Annotated in this window: 20 protein-coding genes; 2 read left to right on the top strand and 18 right to left on the bottom strand. The window is 42.7% G+C overall.

All coding sequences use genetic code 11. The features are described from left to right. Positions 1-19 precede the first annotated feature (19 nt). The 7 genes from parE to ACSBOP_RS08170 form a co-directional block, all read right to left on the bottom strand. On the bottom strand, positions 20-1,993 hold the full coding sequence (gene parE / locus ACSBOP_RS08200) for a DNA topoisomerase IV subunit B (RefSeq protein ID WP_442603923.1): 1,974 nt from the start codon (positions 1,991-1,993) through the stop codon (positions 20-22). Positions 1,994-2,015: 22 nt separating this feature from the next. Beyond that, positions 2,016-3,008: an ABC transporter permease gene (locus ACSBOP_RS08195; RefSeq protein ID WP_442603922.1), complete on the bottom strand. Its 993-nt coding sequence runs from the start codon at positions 3,006-3,008 to the stop codon at positions 2,016-2,018. Next, the gene (locus ACSBOP_RS08190; RefSeq protein WP_442604419.1) at positions 3,001-3,927 is read right to left on the bottom strand and encodes an ABC transporter ATP-binding protein; all 927 of its coding nucleotides are present in this window, start codon (positions 3,925-3,927) and stop codon (positions 3,001-3,003) included. The genes ACSBOP_RS08195 and ACSBOP_RS08190 overlap by 8 nt, the downstream gene beginning before the upstream one ends. Positions 3,928-3,980: 53 nt before the next feature. Then, entirely contained in the window at positions 3,981-4,787 is an 807-nt protein-coding gene (locus ACSBOP_RS08185) for a GDSL-type esterase/lipase family protein (protein ID WP_442603921.1), read from the bottom strand. Positions 4,788-5,011: 224 nt separating this feature from the next. Then, positions 5,012-6,844 (bottom strand): ABC transporter ATP-binding protein, encoded by a 1,833-nt coding sequence (locus ACSBOP_RS08180; RefSeq protein WP_442603920.1) that lies wholly within the window; start codon positions 6,842-6,844, stop codon positions 5,012-5,014. Then, a complete protein-coding gene (locus tag ACSBOP_RS08175; protein ID WP_442603919.1) occupies positions 6,841-8,688 on the bottom strand; it encodes an ABC transporter ATP-binding protein in 1,848 nt (615 codons plus the stop codon). The genes ACSBOP_RS08180 and ACSBOP_RS08175 overlap by 4 nt, the downstream gene beginning before the upstream one ends. 259 nt (positions 8,689-8,947) lie before the next feature. Continuing rightward, positions 8,948-12,682, bottom strand: a complete 3,735-nt coding sequence (locus tag ACSBOP_RS08170; protein WP_442603918.1) for a dynamin family protein — start codon at positions 12,680-12,682, stop codon at positions 8,948-8,950. Positions 12,683-12,849: 167 nt separating this feature from the next. Between ACSBOP_RS08170 and ACSBOP_RS08165 the strand changes: the two genes are divergently transcribed. Beyond that, positions 12,850-13,491 (top strand): phosphatase PAP2 family protein, encoded by a 642-nt coding sequence (locus ACSBOP_RS08165; RefSeq protein ID WP_442603917.1) that lies wholly within the window; start codon positions 12,850-12,852, stop codon positions 13,489-13,491. Positions 13,492-13,623: 132 nt separating this feature from the next. Here ACSBOP_RS08165 and ACSBOP_RS08160 read toward each other — a convergent pair whose 3' ends face one another. The 6 genes from ACSBOP_RS08160 to leuC all read right to left on the bottom strand — a co-directional run bounded on the left by ACSBOP_RS08160 (position 13,624) and on the right by leuC (position 18,984). Beyond that, positions 13,624-13,896: an NAD/NADP transhydrogenase alpha subunit gene (locus ACSBOP_RS08160; protein WP_442603916.1), complete on the bottom strand. Its 273-nt coding sequence runs from the start codon at positions 13,894-13,896 to the stop codon at positions 13,624-13,626. A gap of 28 nt (positions 13,897-13,924) precedes the next feature. Then, entirely contained in the window at positions 13,925-14,590 is a 666-nt protein-coding gene (gene nth, locus ACSBOP_RS08155) for an endonuclease III (RefSeq protein ID WP_442603915.1), read from the bottom strand. Between the two features lie 115 nt (positions 14,591-14,705). Further along, complete coding sequence (locus tag ACSBOP_RS08150) at positions 14,706-15,269, bottom strand: GerMN domain-containing protein (RefSeq protein WP_442604418.1); 564 nt, start codon at positions 15,267-15,269, stop codon at positions 14,706-14,708. Between the two features lie 24 nt (positions 15,270-15,293). Continuing rightward, positions 15,294-16,688: an N-acetylmuramoyl-L-alanine amidase gene (locus ACSBOP_RS08145; RefSeq protein WP_442603914.1), complete on the bottom strand. Its 1,395-nt coding sequence runs from the start codon at positions 16,686-16,688 to the stop codon at positions 15,294-15,296. Positions 16,689-16,932: 244 nt separating this feature from the next. After that, positions 16,933-17,538: a 3-isopropylmalate dehydratase small subunit gene (leuD, locus tag ACSBOP_RS08140; RefSeq protein WP_442603913.1), complete on the bottom strand. Its 606-nt coding sequence runs from the start codon at positions 17,536-17,538 to the stop codon at positions 16,933-16,935. 30 nt (positions 17,539-17,568) lie between these two features. Continuing rightward, positions 17,569-18,984 carry a 3-isopropylmalate dehydratase large subunit gene (gene leuC, locus ACSBOP_RS08135; RefSeq protein ID WP_442604417.1) on the bottom strand — a complete coding sequence of 472 codons (1,416 nt, stop codon included), beginning with the start codon at positions 18,982-18,984 and terminating at the stop codon, positions 17,569-17,571. 148 nt (positions 18,985-19,132) lie between these two features. On the opposite strand from leuC, the gene ACSBOP_RS08130 reads away from it, so the two are divergent. Further along, the gene (locus ACSBOP_RS08130; RefSeq protein ID WP_442603912.1) at positions 19,133-20,050 is read left to right on the top strand and encodes a LysR family transcriptional regulator; all 918 of its coding nucleotides are present in this window, start codon (positions 19,133-19,135) and stop codon (positions 20,048-20,050) included. 43 nt (positions 20,051-20,093) lie between these two features. On the opposite strand, the gene ACSBOP_RS08125 is transcribed toward ACSBOP_RS08130, so the two are convergent. The 5 genes from ACSBOP_RS08125 to ACSBOP_RS08105 form a co-directional block, all read right to left on the bottom strand. After that, positions 20,094-20,993, bottom strand: a complete 900-nt coding sequence (locus ACSBOP_RS08125; protein WP_442603911.1) for a CPBP family intramembrane glutamic endopeptidase — start codon at positions 20,991-20,993, stop codon at positions 20,094-20,096. Between the two features lie 120 nt (positions 20,994-21,113). Beyond that, entirely contained in the window at positions 21,114-21,401 is a 288-nt protein-coding gene (locus ACSBOP_RS08120; protein WP_442603910.1) for a stage VI sporulation protein F, read from the bottom strand. A 103-nt stretch (positions 21,402-21,504) separates the two neighbouring features. Next, the gene (gene recG, locus ACSBOP_RS08115) at positions 21,505-23,565 is read right to left on the bottom strand and encodes an ATP-dependent DNA helicase RecG (protein ID WP_442603909.1); all 2,061 of its coding nucleotides are present in this window, start codon (positions 23,563-23,565) and stop codon (positions 21,505-21,507) included. 15 nt (positions 23,566-23,580) lie between these two features. Beyond that, on the bottom strand, positions 23,581-24,438 hold the full coding sequence (locus ACSBOP_RS08110; protein ID WP_442603908.1) for a DegV family protein: 858 nt from the start codon (positions 24,436-24,438) through the stop codon (positions 23,581-23,583). A gap of 47 nt (positions 24,439-24,485) precedes the next feature. Continuing rightward, positions 24,486-26,282, bottom strand: coding sequence for a DAK2 domain-containing protein (locus ACSBOP_RS08105; RefSeq protein ID WP_442603907.1), 1,797 nt, complete (start codon positions 26,280-26,282; stop codon positions 24,486-24,488). Between the last annotated feature and the right edge of the window lie 21 nt (positions 26,283-26,303).

Genomic DNA, 26,303 nt, shown 5'->3' with positions numbered 1-26,303 from the left:
TGATAAGTTCCCACCTTTCTTATTCCTCGTACTCGGTAAAATCTACGTTATCAATAATCCAACGTTTACGCGGATCAACTTTATCACCCATCAGTGTCGATACACGGCGCTCTGCTTTGGCAGCATCTTCAATCTGAACTTGAAGCAATGTCCGTGATTCTGGATTCATCGTTGTCTCCCATAATTGATCTGGATTCATCTCACCAAGTCCTTTGTAACGCTGTAATTCTAAGCCTTTACCCATTTCCTTAGATAAAGCTTGCAGCTGTTCATCTGTCCATGCATAGTGACTCACGGCTTTCTTACCTGTTTTCTTCGTCACTTTGTATAAGGGTGGCTGTGCAATATAGACCTTACCACAATCAATTAAGGGCTTCATATAACGATAAAAGAACGTAAGCAGCAGCACCTGAATATGAGCACCGTCAGTATCCGCATCGGTCATAATAATAATTTTATTATAATTACTTTCCTCGGCATCAAATTCTGGACCGACACCCGCTCCAATTGCAGCTATAATTGCTTTATACTCGTCATTCTTCAGAATATCATGCAGCTTCGCCTTCTCTGGATTCATTGGTTTCCCTTTGAGCGGCAGGATCGCTTGGTGTTTCGAGTCACGTCCTTGCTTTGCAGAACCACCCGCGGAGTCCCCTTCGACGATAAACAGCTCGTTCTTCGTATAATCCTTCGATTGTGCAGGTGTCAGCTTCCCGTTGAGATTCGAGCTTTCACTCTTGCCTTTCTTTCCACTGCGAATTTCTTCGCGCGCTTTACGTGCCGCTTCACGAGCCTTAGAGGCTTGTACCGCTTTCTTTAGCATCATTTGCGCCACTTGAGGGTTTTCTTCAAGGAAAACAGACATTTTCTCCGACACAACGGCATCTACAGCACTTCTAGCCGAAGCTGAGCCAAGTTGATCTTTCGTTTGACCGACGAATTCAACCTCACCCATCTTAATATTAATAACGGTCATCATCCCTTCACGGAGATCAGAACCATCTAAATTCTTGTCTTTTTCTTTCAAAATAGCCGCTTTACGCGCATATTCATTCATCACTCGCGTGTAGGCTGTCTTATAGCCCGTCTCGTGTGTTCCACCGCCGCGAGTTGGAATCGAATTCACGAATGAAGCAATTGTCTCTGTGTATCCATCATTGTACTGAAGTGCGACTTCAATCTCGATTTCATCTCGTTCTCCAGCAAAATGAATGACCTCATGAAGGACTGTTTTATCTTCATTTAGATAAGAAACAAATTCGCTTGCTCCACCTGCATATAGGAAAGTTTCGTTTTTATCGGAACGCTCATCTTTAATGATGACTTCCAATCCAGAATTTAAGAATGCTATTTCTTGTAGTCGCTCAGATAGCGTGTCATAACTAAACGAAGTTCCACCTGTAAATACACGCTTGTCCGGTTTAAAAGTAACTTTCGTTCCTGTCCGTCTTGTCGTTCCAATCACTTCAAGACCTGTTACAGGTTCCCCAACATGTTCAACACCTTGACCATCTATCCAATATTCAAAGCGCTGCTTATGGATTTTACCATCCCGATAAATTTCAACTTCCAACCATTCGGATAAGGCATTCGTAACTGATGCACCTACACCGTGAAGACCGCCGGATTTCTTATAGCCTCCACCGCCGAATTTACCACCTGCGTGCAAGATTGTATACACAACTTGGGGAGTTGGAATGCCTGTTTTATGCATGCCTGTAGGGATCCCACGACCATAGTCATCACATGTGATCGAGCCATCTTTGTGGAGCGTAACAATAATCTTATTGCAATACTTAGCCAAGTGCTCATCCACGGCGTTATCAACGATTTCCCACACCAAATGGTGAAGTCCTGACGAACTTGTTGATCCAATATACATACCTGGCCGTTTGCGTACAGCAGTAAGTCCTTCTAAAATCTGAATATCATCTGCGTCATAACCGGTTGGATTACCTCCACCGGATGTTGTCAAATCTAGCTTTTCGGCCATAGGCCCTCCTTACAACAATCCATTAATTTAATATATCTTTACGAGTAAACACAGTAAACGCGACGATTAACGCGCCAATAGCCCATACTGACAATACGGTAAGTGAAAAACCAAGGTCCATACCTTTTATCGGTGGAAGCGTTCCGCTTAAATAGTCTGTTAATCGCAAATTGACCATAAATAAATATTTTGCAGATTCCCACGAAGAAACCATGTTCGTTAGAATCGTTCCTGATATTAATACGGCAAGCATGATGCCCATTCCTGCTGCTGTAGATCGAACTAATACAGAGAGCATCAATGACATGATCGCAACCGTAATGCCAACGAACCAAACCAGGCTGAATTCCATAATGATGTAAAGCCACTGTTCGATGGCCCTGACATACGATAAATCAACATCTGTCCCAATTGGACGAAAGCCAAGGAATATGGGAGCATCCCACCCACCAAAGCCAAACACGACCCCAGATATCGTATAAGAGAGTATGCCAAGTGACAGTACAATGAGCGAAACAAACAATACTAAGGTGATTAGCTTGCTCATAAGGATTTTCCATCTCGAGACAGGTCTTGTCAATAATAATTTTATCGTTCCACTCCCATGTTCAGAGGAAACAATATCTGCTGCAATGATCATTATAATAAGCGGAATGAATAATGATATCGCATTTTTAGCAAATTCACGAGTAAAAGTAACCGCATTGGGTGAAGAAGGATCCACATCTTTTTCCAAATAATATTCATATTGCTTAATCTGGACTTTATAGAATTGCTTCCATTCCTCCGCGACCCGCTGTGAACCAAGAGCCCTTGTCCAATCCTTGATTTTCTCACGTGCTTCTACTTGCCAATCTGTCGTACCGAACTGCTTTTGATTATTTTGAGCCACACGCATTTGCGCATAGGTAAACATCGGGATTAGCACGAGCATAATAAGTAAACAAATATAAAAACGACGCTTTTTAATCATTTTAATAACTTCATTTTTCACAAGAGCAACCATATTATTCAATCGTTCTCCCTTCTGTCACACTTAAAAATAAGTCTTCCAGCGTGGGATTTCTCGTTTCAATGGCGAATACCTGAACTCCAGCTTGTATCAAACGGACATTTAAATCAGCCACTTTCTCCGGATTCATCGATGTTACAATCCCTTGTTGATCACTGGATACATCTTCTGATTCGCTCGTCTCGAACAATTGTATGGTTGTATCTTGTTTAAATATTGAAATAGCCTGATCCAGCGGTGACACCTTCCATATAACTCTTGATCCTGCATCAGCTATGAGTTCATCTACTTTCCCTACCTGCATGACCTCTCCATGGGAAATAATCGCTACACGATCACACATTTGTTGAATTTCACTTAATAAATGCGATGAAACAAAGAGTGAAAGGCCACCTTCAGCTAATTTTCGAATAAAGTGCCGCATTTCCTTAATTCCCTGCGGGTCAAGACCATTTGTAGGCTCATCTAGAATGAGCAGCTTAGGACGTCCAAGAAGTGCTTGTGCAATCCCTAGACGCTGCCGCATACCTAGCGAGTAAGTTTTGACTTTATCATGAATTCTTGCATCCATGCCAACGGTGTTTACGACCTCATGGATTCGATCATCCCCGACATCATCAAGCATACGGGCAAAATGTTCTAAGTTCTCCCAACCCGTCAAGTACGGATACATCTCTGGGTTTTCGACAATACAACCGACATGAGCAAGCGCCTCATTATGATGTGTCTCCACATTGTAGCCGCACATCTCCACACTTCCTGAAGATGGCTTAATTAAGCCTACAAGCATACGAATCGTGGTCGTTTTACCCGACCCATTCGGCCCTAGGAATCCGAAAATCTCTCCTCCATAAACATCAAAGGAAATACCTTTAATAATTTCTTTGTTGCCGATTCGTTTTTTAACATTTTTCACGGACATCACAACAGATTCCCTGAGCGGCAATTTGGAGACCTCCTATCGTATAGATCTGCTTATTTTAATACTTGGGCATAACGATCTGCAATTCGTTCGTACCCATCGCCATTAGGATGAAAATGATCAGGTGCCAAAAATCTGACGCCGTCACGCTCAAATAAATCATATGTAGGAACGAAAACCATCTGAGGATACTGATTTAATATCTCGAATGCCTGTAAATTAAAATCTTGAACAATAGGACCGCCTTCACGTGCAGCATCCATGTCAATAAAAGGATGATAGAGACCTAGATAGAGCACCGTTGCTTTCGGATTCACATTGTTGATCTGCTCTGTTATTTTCGCAAGCTTAGCAAGTGCTGGCTTAACTCGTTCTTTGGCAGCCGACGGGTTAAACTCAACTTCATTGCCAAACATGCCCGATCCACCCGCAAAAATATCATTGCCACCAATACTGAAGAGAATAATATCTGCTTCACTTATTGCATCTCGTGTTTTCTTTTGACTCACATCAGCAAGTAATTGATCGGTCACATAACCGGGTATTGATAGATTATTTCTTACGAATACTTGTTTACCCGAATCAGCCTGCAGCTTATCTTTAAGTCTAACGACATAGCCTTTTCCTGTTGAATCACCTGAACCTGCTGTTAAAGAATCACCCAATGCCAAAATTGAGATTTTATCCTTCGAACCAATTTCATGCTTGGATGGTAAGGTTTTGGAAGGATTCTGTTCACTTGTGACGGCTGTTGGATACAAAATTTGCTGGATCGCGTAAGCAAACCCACCTGCAAAAAATACCGTGGCTACTACGGATATTAGAGCAATAATGGTCCAAATCGAACGAGAAGATTTCATCAAATTCCCCCAGTATTGTCGAAAATCAACTATTTTTAGAGTAAGGCTTCTGGGATGAATTTGCAAACTACAAACAAATGTTCCTATAACATTGTAACAAATGAATCTACGACCATCAATCCTAATAATGCTTGTTTCAGAAATCGGATTGTTGAACACCCACGCTCGACATAAAAACACCCTCGTCCACAAGCCATTCAGGTCAAGTGTACGAAGGTGTTCCCTTATAAATATTTATATTGTGATTCAATAAGTCCGTGATACGTTCCTTTATGTCTCATGAGCTCCTCATGGCTGCCTTGTTCAACGATTGAACCATGATCAAGTACAACGATTCGATCTGCGTGTCGAATGGTTGACAGACGGTGTGCCACGATGAAAGAGGTGCGTCCCTGAAGAAGTGTTTTAAGTGCATTCTGGATCTTAACTTCTGTTTCGGTATCAATACTTGCCGTTGCTTCATCTAGGATAAGAATGCGCGGATCTGCAAGTAAGGCACGGGCAAATGATAACAACTGACGCTGACCCATCGATAACATGCTGCCTCGCTCTTCAACTTCTGTATCATAGCCGTTTGGCAGCTTCATAATGAATTCATGAGCATCGACTGCTTTCGCGGCAGCAATGATTTCTTCGTCCGTCGATCCCGGTTTACCAAAATCAATATTATCCCGAATCGTTCCTGCAAAAATAAACGTATCTTGCATGACGATGCCGATCTGCGAACGAAGACTAGCTATCGATACTTGACTAATATCAGAATGATCAATCCATACACGGCCAGCGATTGGATCATAAAACCGACAAATCATATTAATAATCGTACTCTTTCCTGAACCCGTGTGTCCAACTAAGGCAATGGATTGACCCGCTTCGACATCAAGTGAAATATTACGTAGTGCCGGTCGATCTGTCTCATAACCAAACACGATATTTTCCAATTTCACACGACCCACGATTGGTGGCAAATCACTTGCATGTTGAAGCTCAGCAACGGTTGGCTTCTCATCGATAAATTCAAAAATCCGCTCAGCAGAAGCCATGGCTTGCAGCAGCTGCGTGTACATCTGACCCAGACGATTGATTGGATCCCAGAAGAATGCGATGTAGGAAGAGAACGCAACAAGTGTACCTACCGACATTTGTTCATCTTGAATGAGAGAAGCACCATATAAAAACAATATCCCATACCCAATCGCACCCGTGATCTCAACTAATGGACCCATGATTTGATTGACTGTTGTCGCTTTGTACCATACACGACGATTTTCTTGATTCACACCTTCAAAAAACTTCATGTTCTCTTGTTCTTGTGAATAAGCTTGTGTCACTCGAATCCCTTGAATACTTTCATTCAAGTGAGAATTAAGTCTCGCCTGCTTGATTTGAACAGCCTGCCAAGAGCGGCGAATCATCCTTCTGAGCTTTGTTGATATCATGAACATGATCGGTACTGTAATTATAATGGCAAGTCCAAGCTTAAAATTAATGACAAGCAATATAACAATAATCCCAATTAGCTGAACGCAGTCAATCATAAGATTCACGACGCCGTTCGTAAATAAATCTTGCAGAGAATTAACATAATTCGTTACTCGAATAAGAATGGAACCCGCAGGTCGTTGATCATAGAATCGAAATGACAACCCTTGGATATGCGAGAATACATGCTTCCGCAAATCGTAAATAATATTTTGACCAATCATATTCGTGAACTTAATTCGGAACATATTTGCAAGCCACTGCACGATATAGACAAGTAAGAGCAGTCCCACCATCCAGATTAATAGCTCACTATTCTTTTCTTTTAATGAATGATCAATCGTATACGAAATAATAAGTGGATACGTTAATTTCGTAATGGCACCAATAAACATCATGATAAGAATGATGGGCAGCATCTGTTTCGTATAGGGCTTCATGTAGGAGAAAAGTCGTCTAACCTGCTTCCAGTCAAATTTTTTCTCAATAATTTCATCATCGGTATATACAAAACGTCCGGTTTGCTGCGTTGCAGTGCCATCTCCGTCAATTCGAAGTTTATCTGGTTTACTCATTGCGGATTCCTCCTTATAAGCTCGGATTCTGCGGAATCTACACGAATATGGGATTGGACCCCTTGTAATGACCCTCCATCGAACGCAGCTGCAACTTCGAGCTTACCTGCCTGCGGACGATCTCCATACTGAATGTTGTATGTTGTTAAATAAGGCCCCTCTACCTGAATTAATTGTTCGTGTGTGCCTCGTTGAACAATTCTCCCCTCATCGAGCACAATTATCTCATCTGCCCGCTTGAGTGACGAAATACGGTGCGCGATAATAAATGTTGTGCGACCTTCCATTACCTCCTGGAAGCCAGCTTGAATTTCGTGCTCTGTCTCCATATCTACCGCACTTGTTGCATCATCCAGAATGAGAATCCGTGGATCTGTTATCAGTGCTCGAGCAATCGCGATACGCTGCTTCTGACCTCCCGATAATCCAAGTCCACGCTCACCCACAATCGTATCGTAACCAAGTGGCAATTCCATAATAAAATCGTGCGCTTTCGCTAGCTTAGCAGCTCGCTCAATGTCTTCTTGCGTGATATTCTTACGACCATATGCAATGTTATTACGAATGGTTGAGGAAAACAGGAATGTTTCTTGGAATACCGTCGCAATGCCAGCACGTAAACTTGAAATTTTGATTTTCCGAATATCTAAGCCATCGAGTGTGATCTGGCCACTTTTGATATTGTAAGCTCGCATTAGCAAGGAAACGACAGACGTCTTCCCTGATCCTGTGCCCCCAAGAATACCGATTACGGCTCCAGCAGGTGCATCAATTGAAATGTCATAGAGTGCAGGTACCTTATCGCCGTATGCGAAAGTGACATGTTCAAAACGGACATGACCTTTATAGTTCTCTTTATGTAGATTTACAGCTTGTGGTTCATCCTTAACGTGTACATATTGATTCAAGAGGTCAAGTACTTTCTCCGCAGAAGCTTTACAGTTCGTGTAGTTATTAATTTGAAAACCTAACTGCCACATTGGCCCAATAATGAACCATATTAAACTGAAAAATGCAACAAATTCGCCCATTGTGATATGTCCCTGAATAACCCGGTACCCACCAAATCCAAGCAAGATAACAACGCTTAAATTGGACAGCAGCTCCATAAACGGAAAATACTTTGACCAAATTTTTGATGTATTTAAGTTCGATGCCCGATATGTCTCATTTCGCTCTAAAAATTTCTCAACTTGGTGAGGTTCTCTTGCAAAAGATTTAACCGTACGTACACCTGTGATGTTTTCTTGAACCGTAGTCGTTAAACCTGAAAACGCTTGTCTAACCGCGCGAAAAGCAGGGTGAGCTTTGCTCTCAAAACGAAAAGCAGCAATAACAAGGAAAGGCATTAGCACCATCGTGGCAAGCGTTAACTTCCAATCGATGGAGAACATCATGATTGCACCGAACAATGTCATGAGCACAATATTTAATAGCTGCGCCAATCCGTATGACAGAAAGAGACGAATCGCCTCTACATCCGAAGTTAAACGTGCCATTAAATCTCCTGTACGAGCCCCATCGTAATACGAAGAAGATAAATATTGGAGCTTCTCATACAAAGCAGCACGTAAGTTATACACCATACTAACCCCGAATCTAGCACCTGAAAAGACATGCAAAAATTGAAAAGCTGCTTTCACTACCATCACACTTACAAGCATCAACGTAAGCTGAGGTACCAAGCCGTAATTGCCTGGTGTAATCGCGTCATCAATTAATCGACGCAGCATACTTGGATAGATCAATCCAAGACTTGTCGTCAAGACGAGTGTCAGCATCGAAAAAATGGACCAACCTTTTACCGGCCAGTAATAAGGTTTTAATTGCTTAAACGCTTCCATTCTTCATCCCCCTATTTCTCTTTTAGGCGTTTGAGTGCCATCTTAACATCATCTTTACATGGCGGCAAAGAGCATCAAAGACCATAACAAGCCAAGTAGCCTTCTATCATTGCGAAAAAGTCACAAAAAAGCCACTATTCAGCTAAATGATCCATTTTCCCGCCAATGAAAGCCCTTTCACTGCAAAACGAACAAAACCTGGCTAAAAATACAGCCAGGCATGCGTTGATATTCATAAATTAGAGTTGTAAGACCATGGTTACATCAACCGAGCAACTGCCTCACGTTTCATGTAAAGGTCATCCAGATCTACTTTTAGCTCTAAAGCAGTAACAGACCCTTCTATGTGCTCAGAAATAGAATCCAGTTGACGATCCCGCATTGCAGCAAGTAACTCCGTCAGATAATTGTTATATAGCTGCTTGAGCTTGTCACTTTGTTCTGTCACTACAAACGATGTAGCATTCATGATATGCACTTCAAGTGTTGCTTTTAACTTATCTCTGCCTTCCCCTTCAAAGAAATATTTCGCATTCTTAAAATGGTTTTGCAGCAGTTTTACATCTACATCTTGCGTTTGAATTTGTATTGCAACTTGCGGAGTTTTATAAGATTGATTCGGATAGGCTTCATATTCAAACCCTTCCAGCAAACTTACTACCGTATTCCCCCACGAAGCATACTGTTTTCCGCCAAGCTCGTTAATCTTCTTCTCAATCCGAAGCGTAGTGGCCAAAATTTCTTGCTCCAGTTGAAAAGCAATCATTCGCTTCAAGTCATTCATAGCCTCAACCAACATATCTTTCAAACTGCGGGTCTGATCACGGAACAAGGAAGGATTAAAGGCTTGAGCGAATAGTTCACCAAAACGATAAGTTGTACGCTGTTTTACATAGAATAACAGATCCTCAATTTCTTGGGAAAGATCACGGATATGACCCGCTTCATCATACACTTGGAGCAATTCCCTTGCCAGGTCATGCGACTTTCTAAGCTGTGAAATACGGTTAAGTCTCTGTTCTTCCCCTTCTCTAGCTCCAGAAATCCAACGATCCATTGTATGCAGGCCACGCTGTAATTCAGCTTGTGCTGACCCAATGGCAAGCTGTGTTAACTCTCGGAATGTAAAGGATGCAAAATCTTTCTCGAAAGATGAAATGCCAGAAGCCGCAATCATTCTCTCATCTTGGTTTAATTTCCCTTCAGCTGCCCATTGGCTAGAAATTGGATATATACGCGGGAAACGAATGCCATGCGTAAGCAGGTTTGATTCTACATGGCGGATCACCCCATCCAACTCATCCCCTGAGGAAGCAAGATCTGCCGCATTTACGATGAAAAACATTTTATCGAGTTGAAAAGCATCTTTGACCCGGCCAAGCTGAAGTAAAAACTCTTTATCAGCATGTGAGAAAGCATGATTATAATACGTCACGAAAAGGATCGCATCCGCATTCTTGATGTAATTAAATGCCACGCCAGTATGTCTCGCATTAATGGAGTCAGCACCTGGCGTATCGACGATGATAACGCCTTGATCCGTAAGCGGATTCGCATAGAACAATTCAATTCCATCGACAAAACAAGATTTCGCTTCTTCTGCTACATAAGCAGCGAACTGCACTTGATCCACCACAAGCTCCTGACCGAGGTTCATATGTGCAGACGACCAGCCCCGTTCTACAGCCGTCAAGAAGGAGTAATGCGGTTTGCCCTTTGCTGTTGCCTTATCAGGCGTTAACGAGGCAATCGCACTTAACGCGCTGCTCATATCATGAGCTTGTAAGCCGAGTACCTCCAGAGAATAGAGCACATCGCTCTCTAGCGCCTCCAGACTCTTCATATTCACTTTAGCCGTACCATGTGGGCAACCCTCTTGTGGCGGTAAAATACAATTGATTGCGGCTGTCGTCGGATTCGGGGACACGGGTAGAACCCGTTCACCAATCAATGCATTCGCAAATGAGGATTTACCCGCAGAGAATGCGCCGAATAACGCGACAGTGAAAGTACGATCCAATATCCGTTCGGCTTTATCATGAAGAGAACGTGCAATCGAGCGTAAGGCTGGCACATCTTCCATAATCTTAGCTGCTTCTTGAAATTGCCTTGCACGACCTTCCACTTCTAAAGCATGCTGAGAACCGAATGCATTAGAAACAGTGGAAGTGTTCGTGCTTGCTCCATCCATAACCATGGAAAGATCAGCTTGATTTGAAGAGATCTCTTCCACATGATCATTTTGATAGGTGTGTGCTGCACGTAAAATAACATCCATTGAAGCTTGCTTTAAACCAAGTGACGGCCCCTGCTCACTCAGATTTGGAATATAGGTGCTCCAATCTGGCAATACCGGTTGCAGCACTTTTTGTTCATTCATAATACGAAGCAATTTCACACTTTCATGAGCTTCTTCCTGCTCAAGAGCACTTAATTCATGATAAGCGATCAATGATTCATCGAGTTCTGCGATCTCTTCCGCCTGCTTAGATTCATGTTCGCCTACTGTTTGTATAAGATCATTCGTAATGGCTTCTGCAAGTTCATTGCTCAATCTGCGGTATTGACTCTTAACCTCACTTGCGACATCCTTCATATAGTTCAGCGTGTATTCACCCGTAAACACAGCACCTGTCTTGACCTGATCCGCGAGCCATTGTGGTGTCACCTCAACATGCAGCTCTGTAATTGAGGTAATCAGCGCATGGTCATGAATCCCTACATTTTCTGCTGCCTGACGAAGATGACTTTGCAAATGGCGCTCCACCTGCGTCGTCACTCCAGCGGTAAACTCCGCGTGCAGTTTATCTAGTCTCCGCTGGATCTCTGCTTCTGTCTGAGCAGCTCGTGCGAAGAAACCCGCCTTAAAGCCCGACTTACGGCTTTGCAGATACGCATGCGCGGTGTCCCGTGTCACCGCAGGAATAATGTTGGCATTATCGATTATGCCAACAATGTCTTTACGCAGCGCGGTTAGCACGCGCTGTGGCTCCTCCTTCGCAGCCTGCACGCTGCGAAGAAGCTCTTCCCGGCGCGCGACTAAATTCGCGCCGTTATCCCCCAAGGCCTCGCGCAGCTCGGCCTTGCGAGGGGCGTGGACCTGCGCCAGCCAGTCGTCATGCTCCAATAGGAGCTGACGGGCTGCTTGGTCCACGCTGTACGCGCGCAATTCACCTGCGCGCGTAATAAGCTCGGCCAGCAGCCACTTGAGCTGGCCCCATTCATTGTGCGGGTGCTCCCGCACCTTCATCGACACATACAACACGCCTCTCGGTTCTATACCCCACGAGCGGAATGAAGCAATCACACCTTGCTTATATTCCTCAAAGATGAGCTCAGCATCCCGATGTTTGTCAATCATATTGACAATTAAATAAAGCGGTTTGCCGCGTTCTGTCATTTTTTTAGCAAATGCCAAATTCATCTCAGACAAAACGTGATTGTAATCCATAACATAGAACACTACGTCAGCTAAATATAAAGCTGATTCCGTTGCCATCTGATGTGCATCATCGGTCGAATCAATCCCTGGTGTATCGAGAAGTGCCGTTTGCTCCCCAAGTAACGATAAAGGATATGTAATTTCTACACGTTGTACGGCTTTCCCATCAATACAATACTGTTCCAACTCTTCAAGCGGAACTTCCTTACAGGAAAGAACTTCCCCACTATCTGACTGCTGATACACTTTTGCTATCGCAGGACCATTGGCAATAGACACAATATTAGCACTAGTTGGAATAGGTGAGGACGGAAGTAAAGCATGTCCACACAAACTATTAATAATCGTGGACTTTCCTGCTGAGAAGTGACCACAAAAAGCGATATAAGATCGCTCCTCACGCCATTTATCCAGTAAACCTTTAAACTTCACGCTTTGCTCCACATCACCGGACAGTTCCATTTGTTCCAACATCATTTTTAACTTGCTGGACATTCTATCTATATCGTTAGATTGATCCCGATTCTGTATTTCTAACTCGGTCTTTGCCATTTCTGTTCTCCCCACTTTTTCATGTTTAGCAGACTACGAATTTCAGTGTATACGCCGTTTCTTGAACTGGCAATACCTAATCCCCCAAGGGCATTCTACTTTCATGATAAATTTTGTTATAATAGACCATGTTTTCCACATTTCATTGTTTCAATCAGGAGGTTATTGTGAAATCAAGTTATCCCAACAAAAGTTTACTTGTACTAAGTATAGTTCTTGCCGCACTATTTGCCATCGTCGCTTATCTTGTCGCTACACAACAAATTGCTTTCTTTGATGATGCTGTTACTTCAGCAGTTTGGAATTTTCGATCAGACAATCTAACACCTGTAATGAAGGTGCTTTCTTTTATCGGTAATCCAACAACGGTTATCGGAATCGCAGTCATCACAGCACTATTTTTATTTTTCGTCCTAAAACATCGTGCTGAATTGTTATTATTTGCTGCGGTTATGGTCGGAGTTCCTCTCTTAAACACCGTACTCAAAAACCTTTTCAAACGTGCTCGCCCAGAAGTAGATCGTCTACTTGAAGCGACAGGACATAGCTTTCCAAGTGGTCATTCGATGATCGCGGTCGCTTTCTTTGGCATTCTTACTTTCTTACTGTGGAGACACATCCCGAACCTATTAGGGCGCATCTTGTTGATCATCTTCAGCATATTCATGATCTTAGGAATCGGTATCTCTCGTATTTATGTTGGCGTACACTTCCCAAGCGATGTCTTTGGCGGATATTTAGCAAGTAGTTCACTCCTATTCTTATGTATCTGGTTCTGGGTCAATTATCGACGTAAGCATCGTTATTAACATGCTACCGTAACCGTTACGAATACCTGTGTGTATAGCACGGGTATTTTTTCTTTTTTCAAAAAAGTCCCTAACGAAAAAAAAGACCCGCGAATTTACACCCGCAAGTCTTTTCATTCCATCCACTATGTGTTATGCAGTCACTGCTTCTGCTTTAGGAATAATAATTTCAAATACATTCCCGTGCTGCAAAATAGTTGCATTACTTTCTTTATGTTTCATCACAACACACTCAAGTTTAGCGCGCATACGCTCAATGTAATTATCCGGAACTTCGCCCGCTTCAGATACGACGATGCCGTCAATTTCTACTTCCTCATTGTCGGCAAGCTTTGTCTCAAGCACCTGATCAAAAATATCCGAAAAAGCTTCAAAATCTGCTGTATACACAGAAATGCACTTCATGCCATCCCATCCTTCACTTCTATATCTATTAGTTTTTAGTGTTTCTTACGCGAGTTGTTTTCATTCGTTTTTTTCCATCTGTACACACATCAAGCAGCGGACATACCGCACATTGCGGACTTTGCGCTTTACAATGATACCGTCCAAAGAAAATTAAACGATGATGCGTCTGTGTCCATTCATCACGCGGTATTTTGCGCATCAGCTTCTTTTCCACTTCTAGAACAGAATCATCGATTGCAGCCAAACCCAGTCGTTTGGACACACGCTCCACATGCGTATCGACAGCGATTGCGGGAACACCGAAAGCATTCGACATGACCACATTCGCAGTTTTGCGACCAACACCAGACAATTCCACTAGTTTCTCATACTCACTAGGTACTTGTCCATCATATTTTTCAAGTAACAGATGACACAATTTCTGGATATTGCTTGCTTTATTGCGGAATAAGCCAATTCGTCTTATATCATCTTGCAGTTCTTCAACTGGAACAGCGATATAATCCTCAGGTCGCTTATACTTCTGAAACAAATCCTTCGTCACTTTATTTACAGTCTCATCTGTACATTGTGCGGAGAGCAATACTGCAATAGTCAATTCAAATGGATTCGAGTGATTCAATTCGCAATGCGCATCGGGATACATTTCGGCGATCGTGTCCAAGATATATCTGACTTTCGTTTTGCTCATCGAATGCTCCCCCAGTTTGAATAACAATCAACTTAACTCAATCATTTTATATGAATCAGTCGAAGATCGCAAACGATTCGTGAAAAAAAGCTCTCCATTTGGAGAGCTTTTTGACTTATTTTTTCGCTGGACGCACAATTGGGTAGGGCAAATCCATGTGTCCCATCAAGGATTCTACTTGTTTTCCATCTTTTTTGACGAATAATGCTTTTACCTCAGGGAATTGAAATACTGTCTGCTCTAATGCCTTCATGAAGAAATCTTCACCCGGTGCTCCAAATTGCCCACCTTCTGACCAAGTCAAATCCACATGAAGTCCATCTTTTTCCATCGACACTTGTTTAAAGGTAACTTTCTCAAACAAAGCTGTCAGCTTGGGATCATCTGTCTTCTTCAACTGTTCTAAAGCTAGAAGATATAAATCAGCATCATTTTGATACGTGACTGTTGCTACTTTCTCCACAAGTCCCATTAAGTTGTCGTCCGAATAATAAACTTTAATCTGTTTCGTCTTCTTCGGTATTGGAGTTGCTTTAGGTGTTGATGTTGGAGTTGGAGTCGGCTCTACCGTCGGAATAGGTGTCGATGTCGATACATTACCTTGGAGCGCTTGCTTCTGCCCACAACCTGAGATCATAAGAACGACCATCAGAATGAGTGCTAACCCTTTCCAGTTCATACATTTCACGACTTGCTTCACCCCTTATTTCAAATTCAAATATTCCTTGATTGCTTTCACTAATGAATCAGCAACCTTATTCTGGAATCCTTCTTGATACATTATATCTGCTTCTTCCTTATTTGACAAAAAGCCGACTTCCAGCAAAACGGCTGGCATAGTCGTTCCTTTAATCACTCGGTAATCATTCTTCTGCACTTTACGATCAAGGAATCCTGTTGCTTCAAGTGCATACTTATGAATCACATTGGCAAAATCAAGACTCTCTGGGCGCCAATAATACGTTTCAGTACCATTAGATTTACTTGTAAACGAATTCCCATGGATGGATAAGAACACATCTGCTCCATTGTCATTTGCAAAGCTTACACGATCATTTAGCTCTACAAAAGTATCATTTGTACGTGTATAAAGAACTTGCAACTTCGATTCTTTCTCAAGAAGAGCTCCTAACTTCTTCACCATTGCAAGTGTAAATTCCTTCTCTGTTCGTCCGTTGACTGCTTTCGCACCTGGATCATGATCACCATGTCCTGCATCCAGTACGATGACATACTTATCTTTCTTCTCACCAATACCAGCACTAAGAATTTCCGCTTTAATCTCTGTAGAACCCGTAGGGCCCGGAATTAGGCGATAACGAGCCGCTGCAGTCAGATCGAGTGTCACTCTAACTGTTGCTGGGTCATTCGAGAACTGCGAATAACGAATTTGTGAAATAAGCGGATGAGAAGATGCGATCTTACCTTCCGTTTTTTCAACCTTACTCAATAACTCTTTTCCTAGCACTGCATTTTCAATATCAAACACAATTCGATTCGGACTGCTTAATTGCATAACTTTTGGTTTAGCGTTGACGGAATCGGTCTTAATCGTAAAAAAGGTATCTGTCGTTTCAATTTTAGAAACGGTCATATTCTTTGAATCCGGTTTCGTTTCTTTTCCATTATTAACATTTGGATCCGTAGTGTTACTTTCTTTGTCTTTCGAATTCATATATACCGTCGTAGTATCGGGATCATAGCGGAATTTAACATCGAATTGTTCGCCTACAAAGCGCAGCGGGACTAATGTTGTGTCATTTTCCAGAACAGGCGTTAAATCCAATGGTTTCTTCACGCCATTCACTAGAGCTTCTTTACGATTAATGAATAATTCAATTTTTGTTTGATCTTTTGTGATCGTAACTTTTTGCTGCTTCTCCTCATAACTAATCTTTGCACCAAGGCTCTCCGAAATGACGCGTATTGGTACAATCGTATAGCTGTTGACGAAACGCGGCTGAACTAACGGTTTTAGTTCTACACCATTTAGTACCAGATGGATTGTAGGGTTTGCCGTTGCTCCTAGAGCAGACAAAGTTGGTAGTAAAAGCGAGAACAGACAGACGGACAAAATTACTTTCCACAGTTTCATCATACACCTCAGATTTCTAAAAATTTTACATTGCTTTCCTTTAATTCTACAAAATTAGCAAATCACCTGCTTTTTTAGCCAAAATTCATGAAAAATCAGCATTTCAAATCCAAACCGACAAAATGCAACATATCTTTAACGGTAATTGCCTAGTAAATGTTGCTAGATTACCAAAATTAAAAATCATTTTCTATTTTTATGACATAAAAAAAGACCCTATCCCGATAAGGGACAGGATCTTTACCGCTTATTTATAGGCTAAACGTCCTGCATGTCGATCTTCGTAAGCTGTGATCTCATCTACATGTTTCAACGTAAGCCCGATATCATCTAAGCCTTGCAATAAGAATTGACGACGATGTTCATCTAGATCAAATTCAATATGCAAGCCATGATCGTCTGAAATGGTTTTGTTCTCCAAGTCAACATTTAGCTTATAACTATCATGCTGCGCGGTACGTTGAAAAAGATCCTCGACTTGCTCTTCAGAAAGTTTAATTGGTAAAATCCCATTTTTAAAACAGTTGTTGTAGAAAATATCAGCAAATGTTGGTGCTATAATGACCTTAAATCCATAATCTTGGATCGCCCATGGTGCATGCTCTCGGGAAGATCCACAACCGAAGTTTACTCTGGAGATCAGAACGGAAGCTCCTTCGTAACGTGGTTGATTCAGTGAAAAATCATGATTCACTTCACCATTTTCATGAAATCTCCATTCAAAGAATAGAAATTGTCCGAAACCAGTGCGTTCGATACGCTTTAGAAATTGTTTAGGAATAATTGCATCTGTATCTACATTTACACGATCAACGGGACCAACGAGGCCCGTATGCTGTTTGAAAGCTTCCATGTTATCTTCTCCTCACTTCTTCAATTAGCCTTAAGCTTCCTTCTTCAGTTCCCAATCACGCACATCGTAGAAATGTCCTTTTACAGCTGCAGCAACCGCCATAGCAGGTGACACTAAATGTGTACGTCCACCGCGTCCTTGACGCCCTTCAAAGTTACGGTTCGATGTCGATGCACAGCGTTGACCAGGTTGTAAGACGTCTGGATTCATCGCTAAGCACATTGAGCAACCAGCATCCCGCCATTCAAATCCGGCTTCGATGAAAATTTGATCAAGACCTTCTTTTTCCGCTTGAATTTTCACTCGACCCGAACCAGGTACAACAATAGCGGTAACTTCAGAAGATACCTTGTAGCCTTTTGCCACTGCAGCAGCAGCGCGTAAATCTTCAATTCGTCCATTTGTACAAGATCCGATAAAGACATAATCCACTTTCAATTCACTCATCGGTGTCCCTGGTGTAAGTCCCATATATTCGAGCGCTTTTTCAGCCGCTTTACGTTCATTATCCGTTGCAAAATCGCTAGGGTTAGGTACCGTATTCGTGATACTTGTTCCCATACCAGGACTAGTTCCCCAAGTTACTTGAGGAATTAATGCCGCTGCATCGAAATCTACAACTAAGTCATAGGATGCGCCTTCATCTGTTGTTAAAGCTTTCCACTGCGTGACTGCAGCATCGAATGCTTCACCTTGCGGAACATATTCACGACCACGTAAGTATGCGAATGTAGTCTCATCAGGAGCAATTAAACCTGCACGCGCACCCGCTTCAATAGACATGTTACAGACTGTCATGCGTTCTTCCATCGACATGTTGCGAATGGCTTCACCTGTATATTCGATCACATACCCAGTAGCAAAATCCGTACCATATTTCGCAATGACGCCTAGAATCAAATCTTTTGCAGTTACGCCTGGCTTCAATTGGCCATTGATACGAACTTCTAATGTTTTGGCTTTAGATTGCTGCAAAGTTTGAGTAGCAAGTACATGTTCTACTTCACTTGTCCCGATACCGAATGCTAATGCGCCAAACGCACCGTGTGTGGATGTATGGGAGTCGCCGCATACGATTGTCTTACCTGGGTGCGTGAGTCCAAGCTCAGGTCCCATAACATGGACAACACCTTGATCTAGTGAGTCGAGGTCAAAACAAGTTACACCGAAATCCGCACAGTTTTTTGAGAGTGTATCAATTTGCTGCTTGGATATTGGATCTGTAATGTTAAAACGATCTTTCGTCGGTACGTTATGATCCATCGTAGCAAATGTTAGGTCGGGTCTACGAACTTTACGACCAGCAAGTCTTAATCCTTCAAAAGCCTGAGGGGAAGTAACCTCATGCACCAAATGAAGATCAATATAAATGACACTCGGCTTGCCTTCTTCTTGATGAATCACATGGTTATTCCAGATCTTTTCGAACATCGTTTGTTTACTCATCTTCTTCACCCCATCATTAAAATCCGTCGTTTCAATTTGATATTTCATATCCTAGCATTTCTTTCCTCATTGAACCAAGATATAATATCTATAACATTGATAGGTAAAAACAATAACTGAACACGACCAGAAAAGGGGGAAGCCCATTTTGGAACTACGTCAACTTCTGTATACCGTACAAATAGCGAAAGAACGGAATTTTTCACGTGCTGCTGAAAAGCTGCATATTGCACAGCCTTCTTTGTCCCAACAGCTATCTAAATTAGAGAAAGAGCTAGGCGTTCTGCTTTTTCAACGCAATACAAATTCGGTTGAACTCACCCATGCTGGGGCGTTATTTGTGGATAAAGCACAGCACATTCTCGATACCGTAGACGGACTTCGCCAAGAGATGGAAGATATTTCACAAATGAAAAAAGGCAATCTCGTCTTTGGCTCCATGCCGATTACAGGATCTACCATCTTACCGCTTGTGCTTCCGATCTTTCAGCAACAATATCCACAAATTGAGATTACCCTTGTCGAAGAAACATCCACGAATCTTGAAGCATTATCCGCAAACGGTGGAACTGATTTGTCTCTGCTCGCGCTTCCACTACAGCATGAATCCCTGGGTTATGAAACGTTACTGGACGAGGAAATTGTCCTTGCCGTACCACCGAACCACCGACTTGCACAGACACATAGACATGCAGACGGCACGTCTATACCCGTGTCAATCAGTGAACTCATACACGAACCTTTTATCACCCTTAAGAAAAACCAAGGCCTTCGCCAATTTACTCGTGAGCTATGTCAAGACAGCGGCTTTACACCAACCATTGTATTTGAGAGTTCAAATATAGAAACCGTACAATCACTTGTCGCTGCGGGGATGGGAATCGCATTTGTTCCTTACATGGTTACAAAGCGAGCATCGACAGAGCTTGCTCCCGTCCATTTACCATTAGCAGAGCGTCCCGTACGTACGCTTGTCCTAGCCTATCGTAAAGGAAGATACTTATCGAATGCTGCCAAGGCGTTCATCGAGACGATGAAGAGTGTCATGCAGAAGCCGATATCATAACATCACTAACCGTTCAAAAGGCCTGTGCCTCGATCAGGCCTTTTTATGCACCATGTTCGGTAGGATGTTTTTGTACCTGATGCTTCTTTGTCCATAATCGGACCACGACCACTACACTGGCAAGAAGTACAAAAGTCGTTGCCACACTACCCTCAGCTCCGAACATCCCTCCACTAATCCAATCCAAGCCATCATTTTCAAAGACGAAGATCGATTGTAATTTCTGACCTGACACAGGTGAACCAAGCACATAGCCTTGTACATAATTCCATGAAAAATGAAGCCCGATCGGCAGCCAAAGACTACCTGACCATTCCCGACACAAAGCGAATAACACACCAGCAATGATCAGGTTAAGTGCAGGAAGTACAGAAGCAAAGAAACCTGGATTAAATACGTGCATGCCCGCAAATACAAGTGAAGACAACAAGATTGCCGTCCATGCCCCATAATGGTACCGGACTAAGCCTTGCACATACCCCCGAATGAACAATTCTTCATTTACAGCAACACCTGCAAATAACAGAATACCGTTTAGCAGTGTAATACCATCTGTTTGATTCCAAGAGATCGCATGCATGCCACTCATCAACCAAATGAGTGCACAGACTGCTATAATCATCAGTAAACCGCTCCATAACCCTTGTCCAAGTCTCCTCTTGCTACCCAGCAAGCCTAAACCTAAGTCCCATCCTTTTTTTCGATCAAAATAGGCAAAGGTGATCCACACGACTGCAATCAGAAGCAGCATACCTCCATAAGTCATCCATGTTTGATACAACGGATCCGCATCAACAGCATCTAAAGTTTTTGTTTTTCCACGAATAGCCATCAATATTTGAGCGATAAAATCTAATAAAATAACACCGATAAACCAAAGAATCATACAAATTGTGATTTTTGCGATTACTTGAATAGCTGACTTACATTTATTTACTTGCAAACTCCACCACCTCCAAATTCATTATACCCATATTTTTCCACAAAATGGAATAAAAAAATCAGACATGCCCAAATGGAGCAGTCTGATTATTAAATATCTGAAGTTGATCTTAAAACCTTGTTACCTAAACATGCCCCATAGCTTAATTAAGTGAAACGTATTATTCGGATCTATTTTTTGAGCAATAATAAAATCAATAATATTACTGCTCTGTGTCGTGGACAAATTCTCACCCAATATTTTGGATGCTTGATTAAGTAATTTGGACACCTTGACCCGATCTTGCAAGTCTGATTTCGTTACACCATCTAGAAGCTGTTTGATTTTCTCTTTAATCTCTGGATTTTTCAGTTTGCGCTTGATTCGTTCCACCAAAACAGAGTCAACACCATATTTTTGATAACTCATTTGCAGCACCTCCGTTCACCATCCTTATAAGCATATGAACGAAAGTGTCAAAAATTGACTTGCACCGGAACAAAGCCAAGCTCAGAATTGATGAACGCTTATCCTAATCAAGCACTTCGCCATCCAGAACATGTTCACGTTGTAAAAATTGCCTCAAGCCTACATACCCTATACCTGTCCAAAATTGCTCCGAAGCGACAAGCTCAGCAGCATCATCACGAGCTATTTCCATCACCTCGAAATCAGCTACAATATCCGCAATTCGAAATTCTGGTAACCCGCTTTGTTTTGTGCCAAAGAAATCGCCCGGTCCACGTAATTCAAGGTCTCTTCTTGCAATTTCAAACCCATCATTCGTTTCAACCATTGCTCTCATGCGTTCTTTGCCAGTCTCTGTCCGCGGATTCGCAATAAGCACACAATAAGAGGCATGTGCGCCCCTTCCTACACGACCGCGCAACTGATGAAGCTGCGACAAGCCGAAACGATCCGCATCATAGACAACCATGAGTGTTGCATTAGGGACATCGACACCAACTTCAATAACCGTAGTTGAGACGAGTACCTGGAGCTCATTGGCTTGGTAGGCACGCATGACTTCTTCTTTCTCTGCAGCTGTCATTCGACCATGAAGCAAACCAATACGTAAATTTGGAAAATGTCCCTGCAGCTGCACGAACACATCGATCGCGTTTTGCACGTCCAATTTATCTGATTCCTCGATCAAAGGACAGATTACATAGGCTTGCCTGCCTGCTTCCACTTCGCGTGCAATGAAGCCTAAGACACGTTCCAGCATCTCATGTTTCACAGCATATGTCTTGATAGGAATCCGACCTTTCGGAAGTTCACGCAGCGATGACACATCCAAATCACCAAAAGCAGAAATTGCAAGCGTCCGAGGAATAGGTGTTGCTGTCATCGAAAGCACATCAGGCTGAATTCCTTTACGTCTGAGGATGGCACGCTGTGCTACCCCAAATCGATGCTGTTCATCGGTGACTACAAGACCAAGTTTACGGAAATACACATCTTCTTGGATCAATGCATGAGTCCCTACAACAATGTCTAACATCCCCATCTGCAAAGAAGCAAGCACCTCACGTCGCCGCTTCGCAGTTACTGATCCGGTTAGCAAACCGACTGAAATGCCATACGGCTCAAATAGCTTTGTAAGGGAACGCAAATGCTGTTCCGCCAAAATTTCCGTAGGTACCATCAGCGATCCCTGAAATCCAGCCTTAACCGTTGCAAACAACGCCACTGCGGCTACAATCGTCTTCCCCGCACCTACATCACCTTGTAAGAGACGATTCATTCCAAAAGGGGCCTGCATATCATCGAGAATTTCAGCAATCACTTGCTTCTGAGAAGGAGTTAGCGTAAATGGAAGTTCTCTCACGAACGATCGGACAGCTGGTAAATCTACCTCTTGTGCGATACCACCACCACGTTTGCGATTCATCGTACGTAAGGCGTGTAACTTTAGCTGGAACAAGAACAATTCTTCGTAAACCATCCGTTTACGCGCTCCTTGCCCCTCGTCCATTTGCTCAGGTAGATGAATGGCAGCAATTGCATCACGCCTTGCCATTAGATGATGCTTGTCCAACAATTGGACAGGCAGTATTTCAGGGATAAGCGCACCAAATTGCACAAGTGCCTGCTTGATCGTCTTACGCATCCATTTCTGATTCAACTCTGCACTGATGGAGTATACCGGTTGCAAGGTTCCGACCTTCGAAGATTTCGAAGTATGCAACTGGGCGAATTCCGTTTCTGATACGGTAATCTGCTTGCGATTCGCGTCCCATTTTCCCGTCATGACAATTTCGCTCTGAAGCGTTAACTTGTCCTTTAAATAAGCCTGATTAAACCATACCGCGGTAACAAAAAAGTGGTCGATGACCACTTTACATAGCATGCGAGATTTTACCCGTCCAAAACGCTGCGTCACAGGTTCACTGACAAGCGTCCCTTTTACAGTGATCTTATCCCCATCTTTTACTGTGCTCCAGTCTCGAATGGAATAATCATCATATCGAAATGGGTAATACTCCAGTAAATCGCCAACTGTAAAAATGCCAATGGCATGGAGATCATCTCGTCTAGATGATCCCACGCCATTGGTTTCTTCAATCGGTGTTACATATATATCTTTCATATCTAACAGCTCCTATTAGGCCAAGAAAGCAAAGACTGCTACAAGTCCTGGCCCTACATGAGTCCCGATAACAGGTCCAATTGTAATATATTCCACACTTCTCACATCAAACTTCTCTTCAATCATATGCTGCAATTGTTCAGCCGTTTCTGGATTGCGAATATGAGCCATTTTGATATCAAGTGAAGTGTTTTTCGGAAAACGTTCTTCCAGCAGCTCCACAATCCGAGTCAAAGCTTTCTTTTGCCCACGTGCCTTATCTTTGGAAGAGACATAACCTTCATCATCAATCGTAAGGATCGGCTTAATATTGAGCAATGAGCCAATCAAAGCAGATGCTCTACCAATACGTCCGCCTTTTTGCAAGTATTCTAATGTATTGACCATAAAGAAAATAGCATGATTACTTTGAATATCCTCGATCAGCTTAACAATTTCAGCTACCGATTTCCCCTCTTTAGCTGCTTTCGCTGCCGCAACGACAAGCCCACCTATGCCGTAAGAAGCGGACATGGAATCAATTACCGTAATCGGTACTTGATCTTCCATCATGGACTTTGCAATGACTGCTGATTGATAGGTGCCACTTAGCACGGAAGCCAAGTGAATGGATATAATTGAACTTTCTGGATCCTCGCTCGCAATCTGCTGATAAACATCAAGAAATTCTTGCGGCGATGGTTGTGAAGTCGTTGGTATGATGGAGGAGGTAACTAGCCTGTCATAGAATGTATCCTGCGTCATCGTTACCCCATCCAGATACGTATCTTCACCGAACAAAATTTTTAAAGGAATACATTCGATCCCTAATTCCTTGCGAATTTCCTCCGGAATATCTGCCGTACTGTCTGTTACGATGCGAATTTTACTCAACCATTTCACGTCTCCCCATATTGCTTAGTACATCATGTCCTTTGTTACTATTCAACTGAAAACAAGTATAAATAAATCGGTTGACCACCTGGATATAATTCAACTTCCACACCTGGTCTCATTTCTTGAATATAAGCAACCAAGGTGTCAGTCTCTTCCTCAGAAGCATCCTCACCAATCAAAATCGTTACAATTTCTGTACCTTCATCCATCATACGGGACAACAACCCTTTGGATGCACCAAGAGCTGAACTCTCAGAAACAACAATTTCACCATCTTCAATCCCGATGAAATCATTTTCCTTAATGTCCACACCATCAATAGACGTATCACGAACAGCGTAAGTGACTGAACCTGATCGTACTCCCGAAATTGCTTGTGTCATCGCATTCATATTGACTTGCGGATCTGCTTTTTCCTGGAAAGCAAGAATCGCAGCCATTCCTTGAGGTATCGTTTTGGTTGGAATCACATACACCTTTTTGTCATCAACCAAATCTGAGGCTTGTTTTGCAGCCATAATAATGTTGGAGTTGTTCGGTAAAATATAAATCGATTCCGCCGGGATCTCCGTGATTGCTTTTACAAAATCCTCTGTGCTCGGATTCATCGTCTGCCCACCAGAAATCACATGATCCACACCAACGGATGAGAAAATCTCCGTAATTCCTGCCCCCATTGCCACAGCGATGATCCCAAATGGTTTGTTCGGCTCAGCATAAGCTAGGTGTGACTTGTTTTCAAGAGCAGTTGGCGATTTTTCCTCAAACACAGCATGTTTCTCATAAGAATCTAAGTCATTGGCTTCTTCTTCTAAAATATGGATATGCTGCTCACGCATATTTTCAATCTTAATCCCGATCAAATCCCCGTATTTCTGAGCAATTGTCATCACTTCACCAGGGTATTCCGCGTGAATGTGTACTTTTACAAGATCCTCATCCGCAACAACAAGCAATGAATCACCATGCTCTCCAAGCTGCGAACGGAACTGGTCTTCGTTAAATTCCATTCCTTTGGTTTTGCCAGGTAAAAGCTTCACTAGGAATTCTGTACAATAGCCATATTCAATGTCTTCAGTAGACATATGGGCTTGAGCTCTACGCGGCTCATGTCCAGGGTTGATACCCGTAGCTGGGTTATTAATTACTTCTTTCATCACATCCAAAGATTCTGGAACACCAACATCTTCAGCTTCATCTAGCAATGCATCAACTGTTTGTCCCGTAAGCACAGCTTGAAAACCCTCATATACGCAGATTAAACCTTGTCCACCCGCATCCACAACACCTACTTGTTTCAATATGGGCAATAAGTCAGGTGTACGTGCTAAAGATTCACGACCTTTTTCTAACACTTCTGCCATTAGATCTTTAATGCTTCCAGCATGCTTTGCAAATGCGACTGCGGCCTTGGCGGCATCCTTAGAAACCGTAAGCACCGTTCCTTCAACTGGCTTAACCACAGCCTTATATGCTGTCTCCACGCCGTTTTGAAGGGCTTGTGCGAACTGAACCGGGTTAATTTCTTCAAATTCATGCACATACTTGGAAAATCCGCGGAATAGTTGTGATAAAATAACGCCTGAATTTCCACGAGCTCCCATTAACAATCCCTTGGAAAGCGCCTCTGCAGCTTTACCAATGTGCGAGGACGGTCTCCGCTTTAGTTCTGCAATACCAGAATTGATTGTTAAGCTCATATTTGTTCCTGTATCCCCATCCGGAACCGGAAATACATTTAAACCGTTTACTTTGTCGACGTTCCGATTTAAATGCTCCGCACCCGCAATCGCCATCGCCATAAAATCCTTACCATTAATCGTATTAAAGCGCTTACCCAAAGCGATTCTCCTTCCTCACTA

It is taken from the genome of Paenibacillus sp. KN14-4R, from assembly GCF_052180255.1.
GTDB lineage: Bacteria > Bacillota > Bacilli > Paenibacillales > NBRC-103111 > Paenibacillus_AM.
The sequence above is the reverse complement of the archived record's forward strand: the minus strand, read 5'-3'. Positions and strand labels throughout refer to the sequence as shown.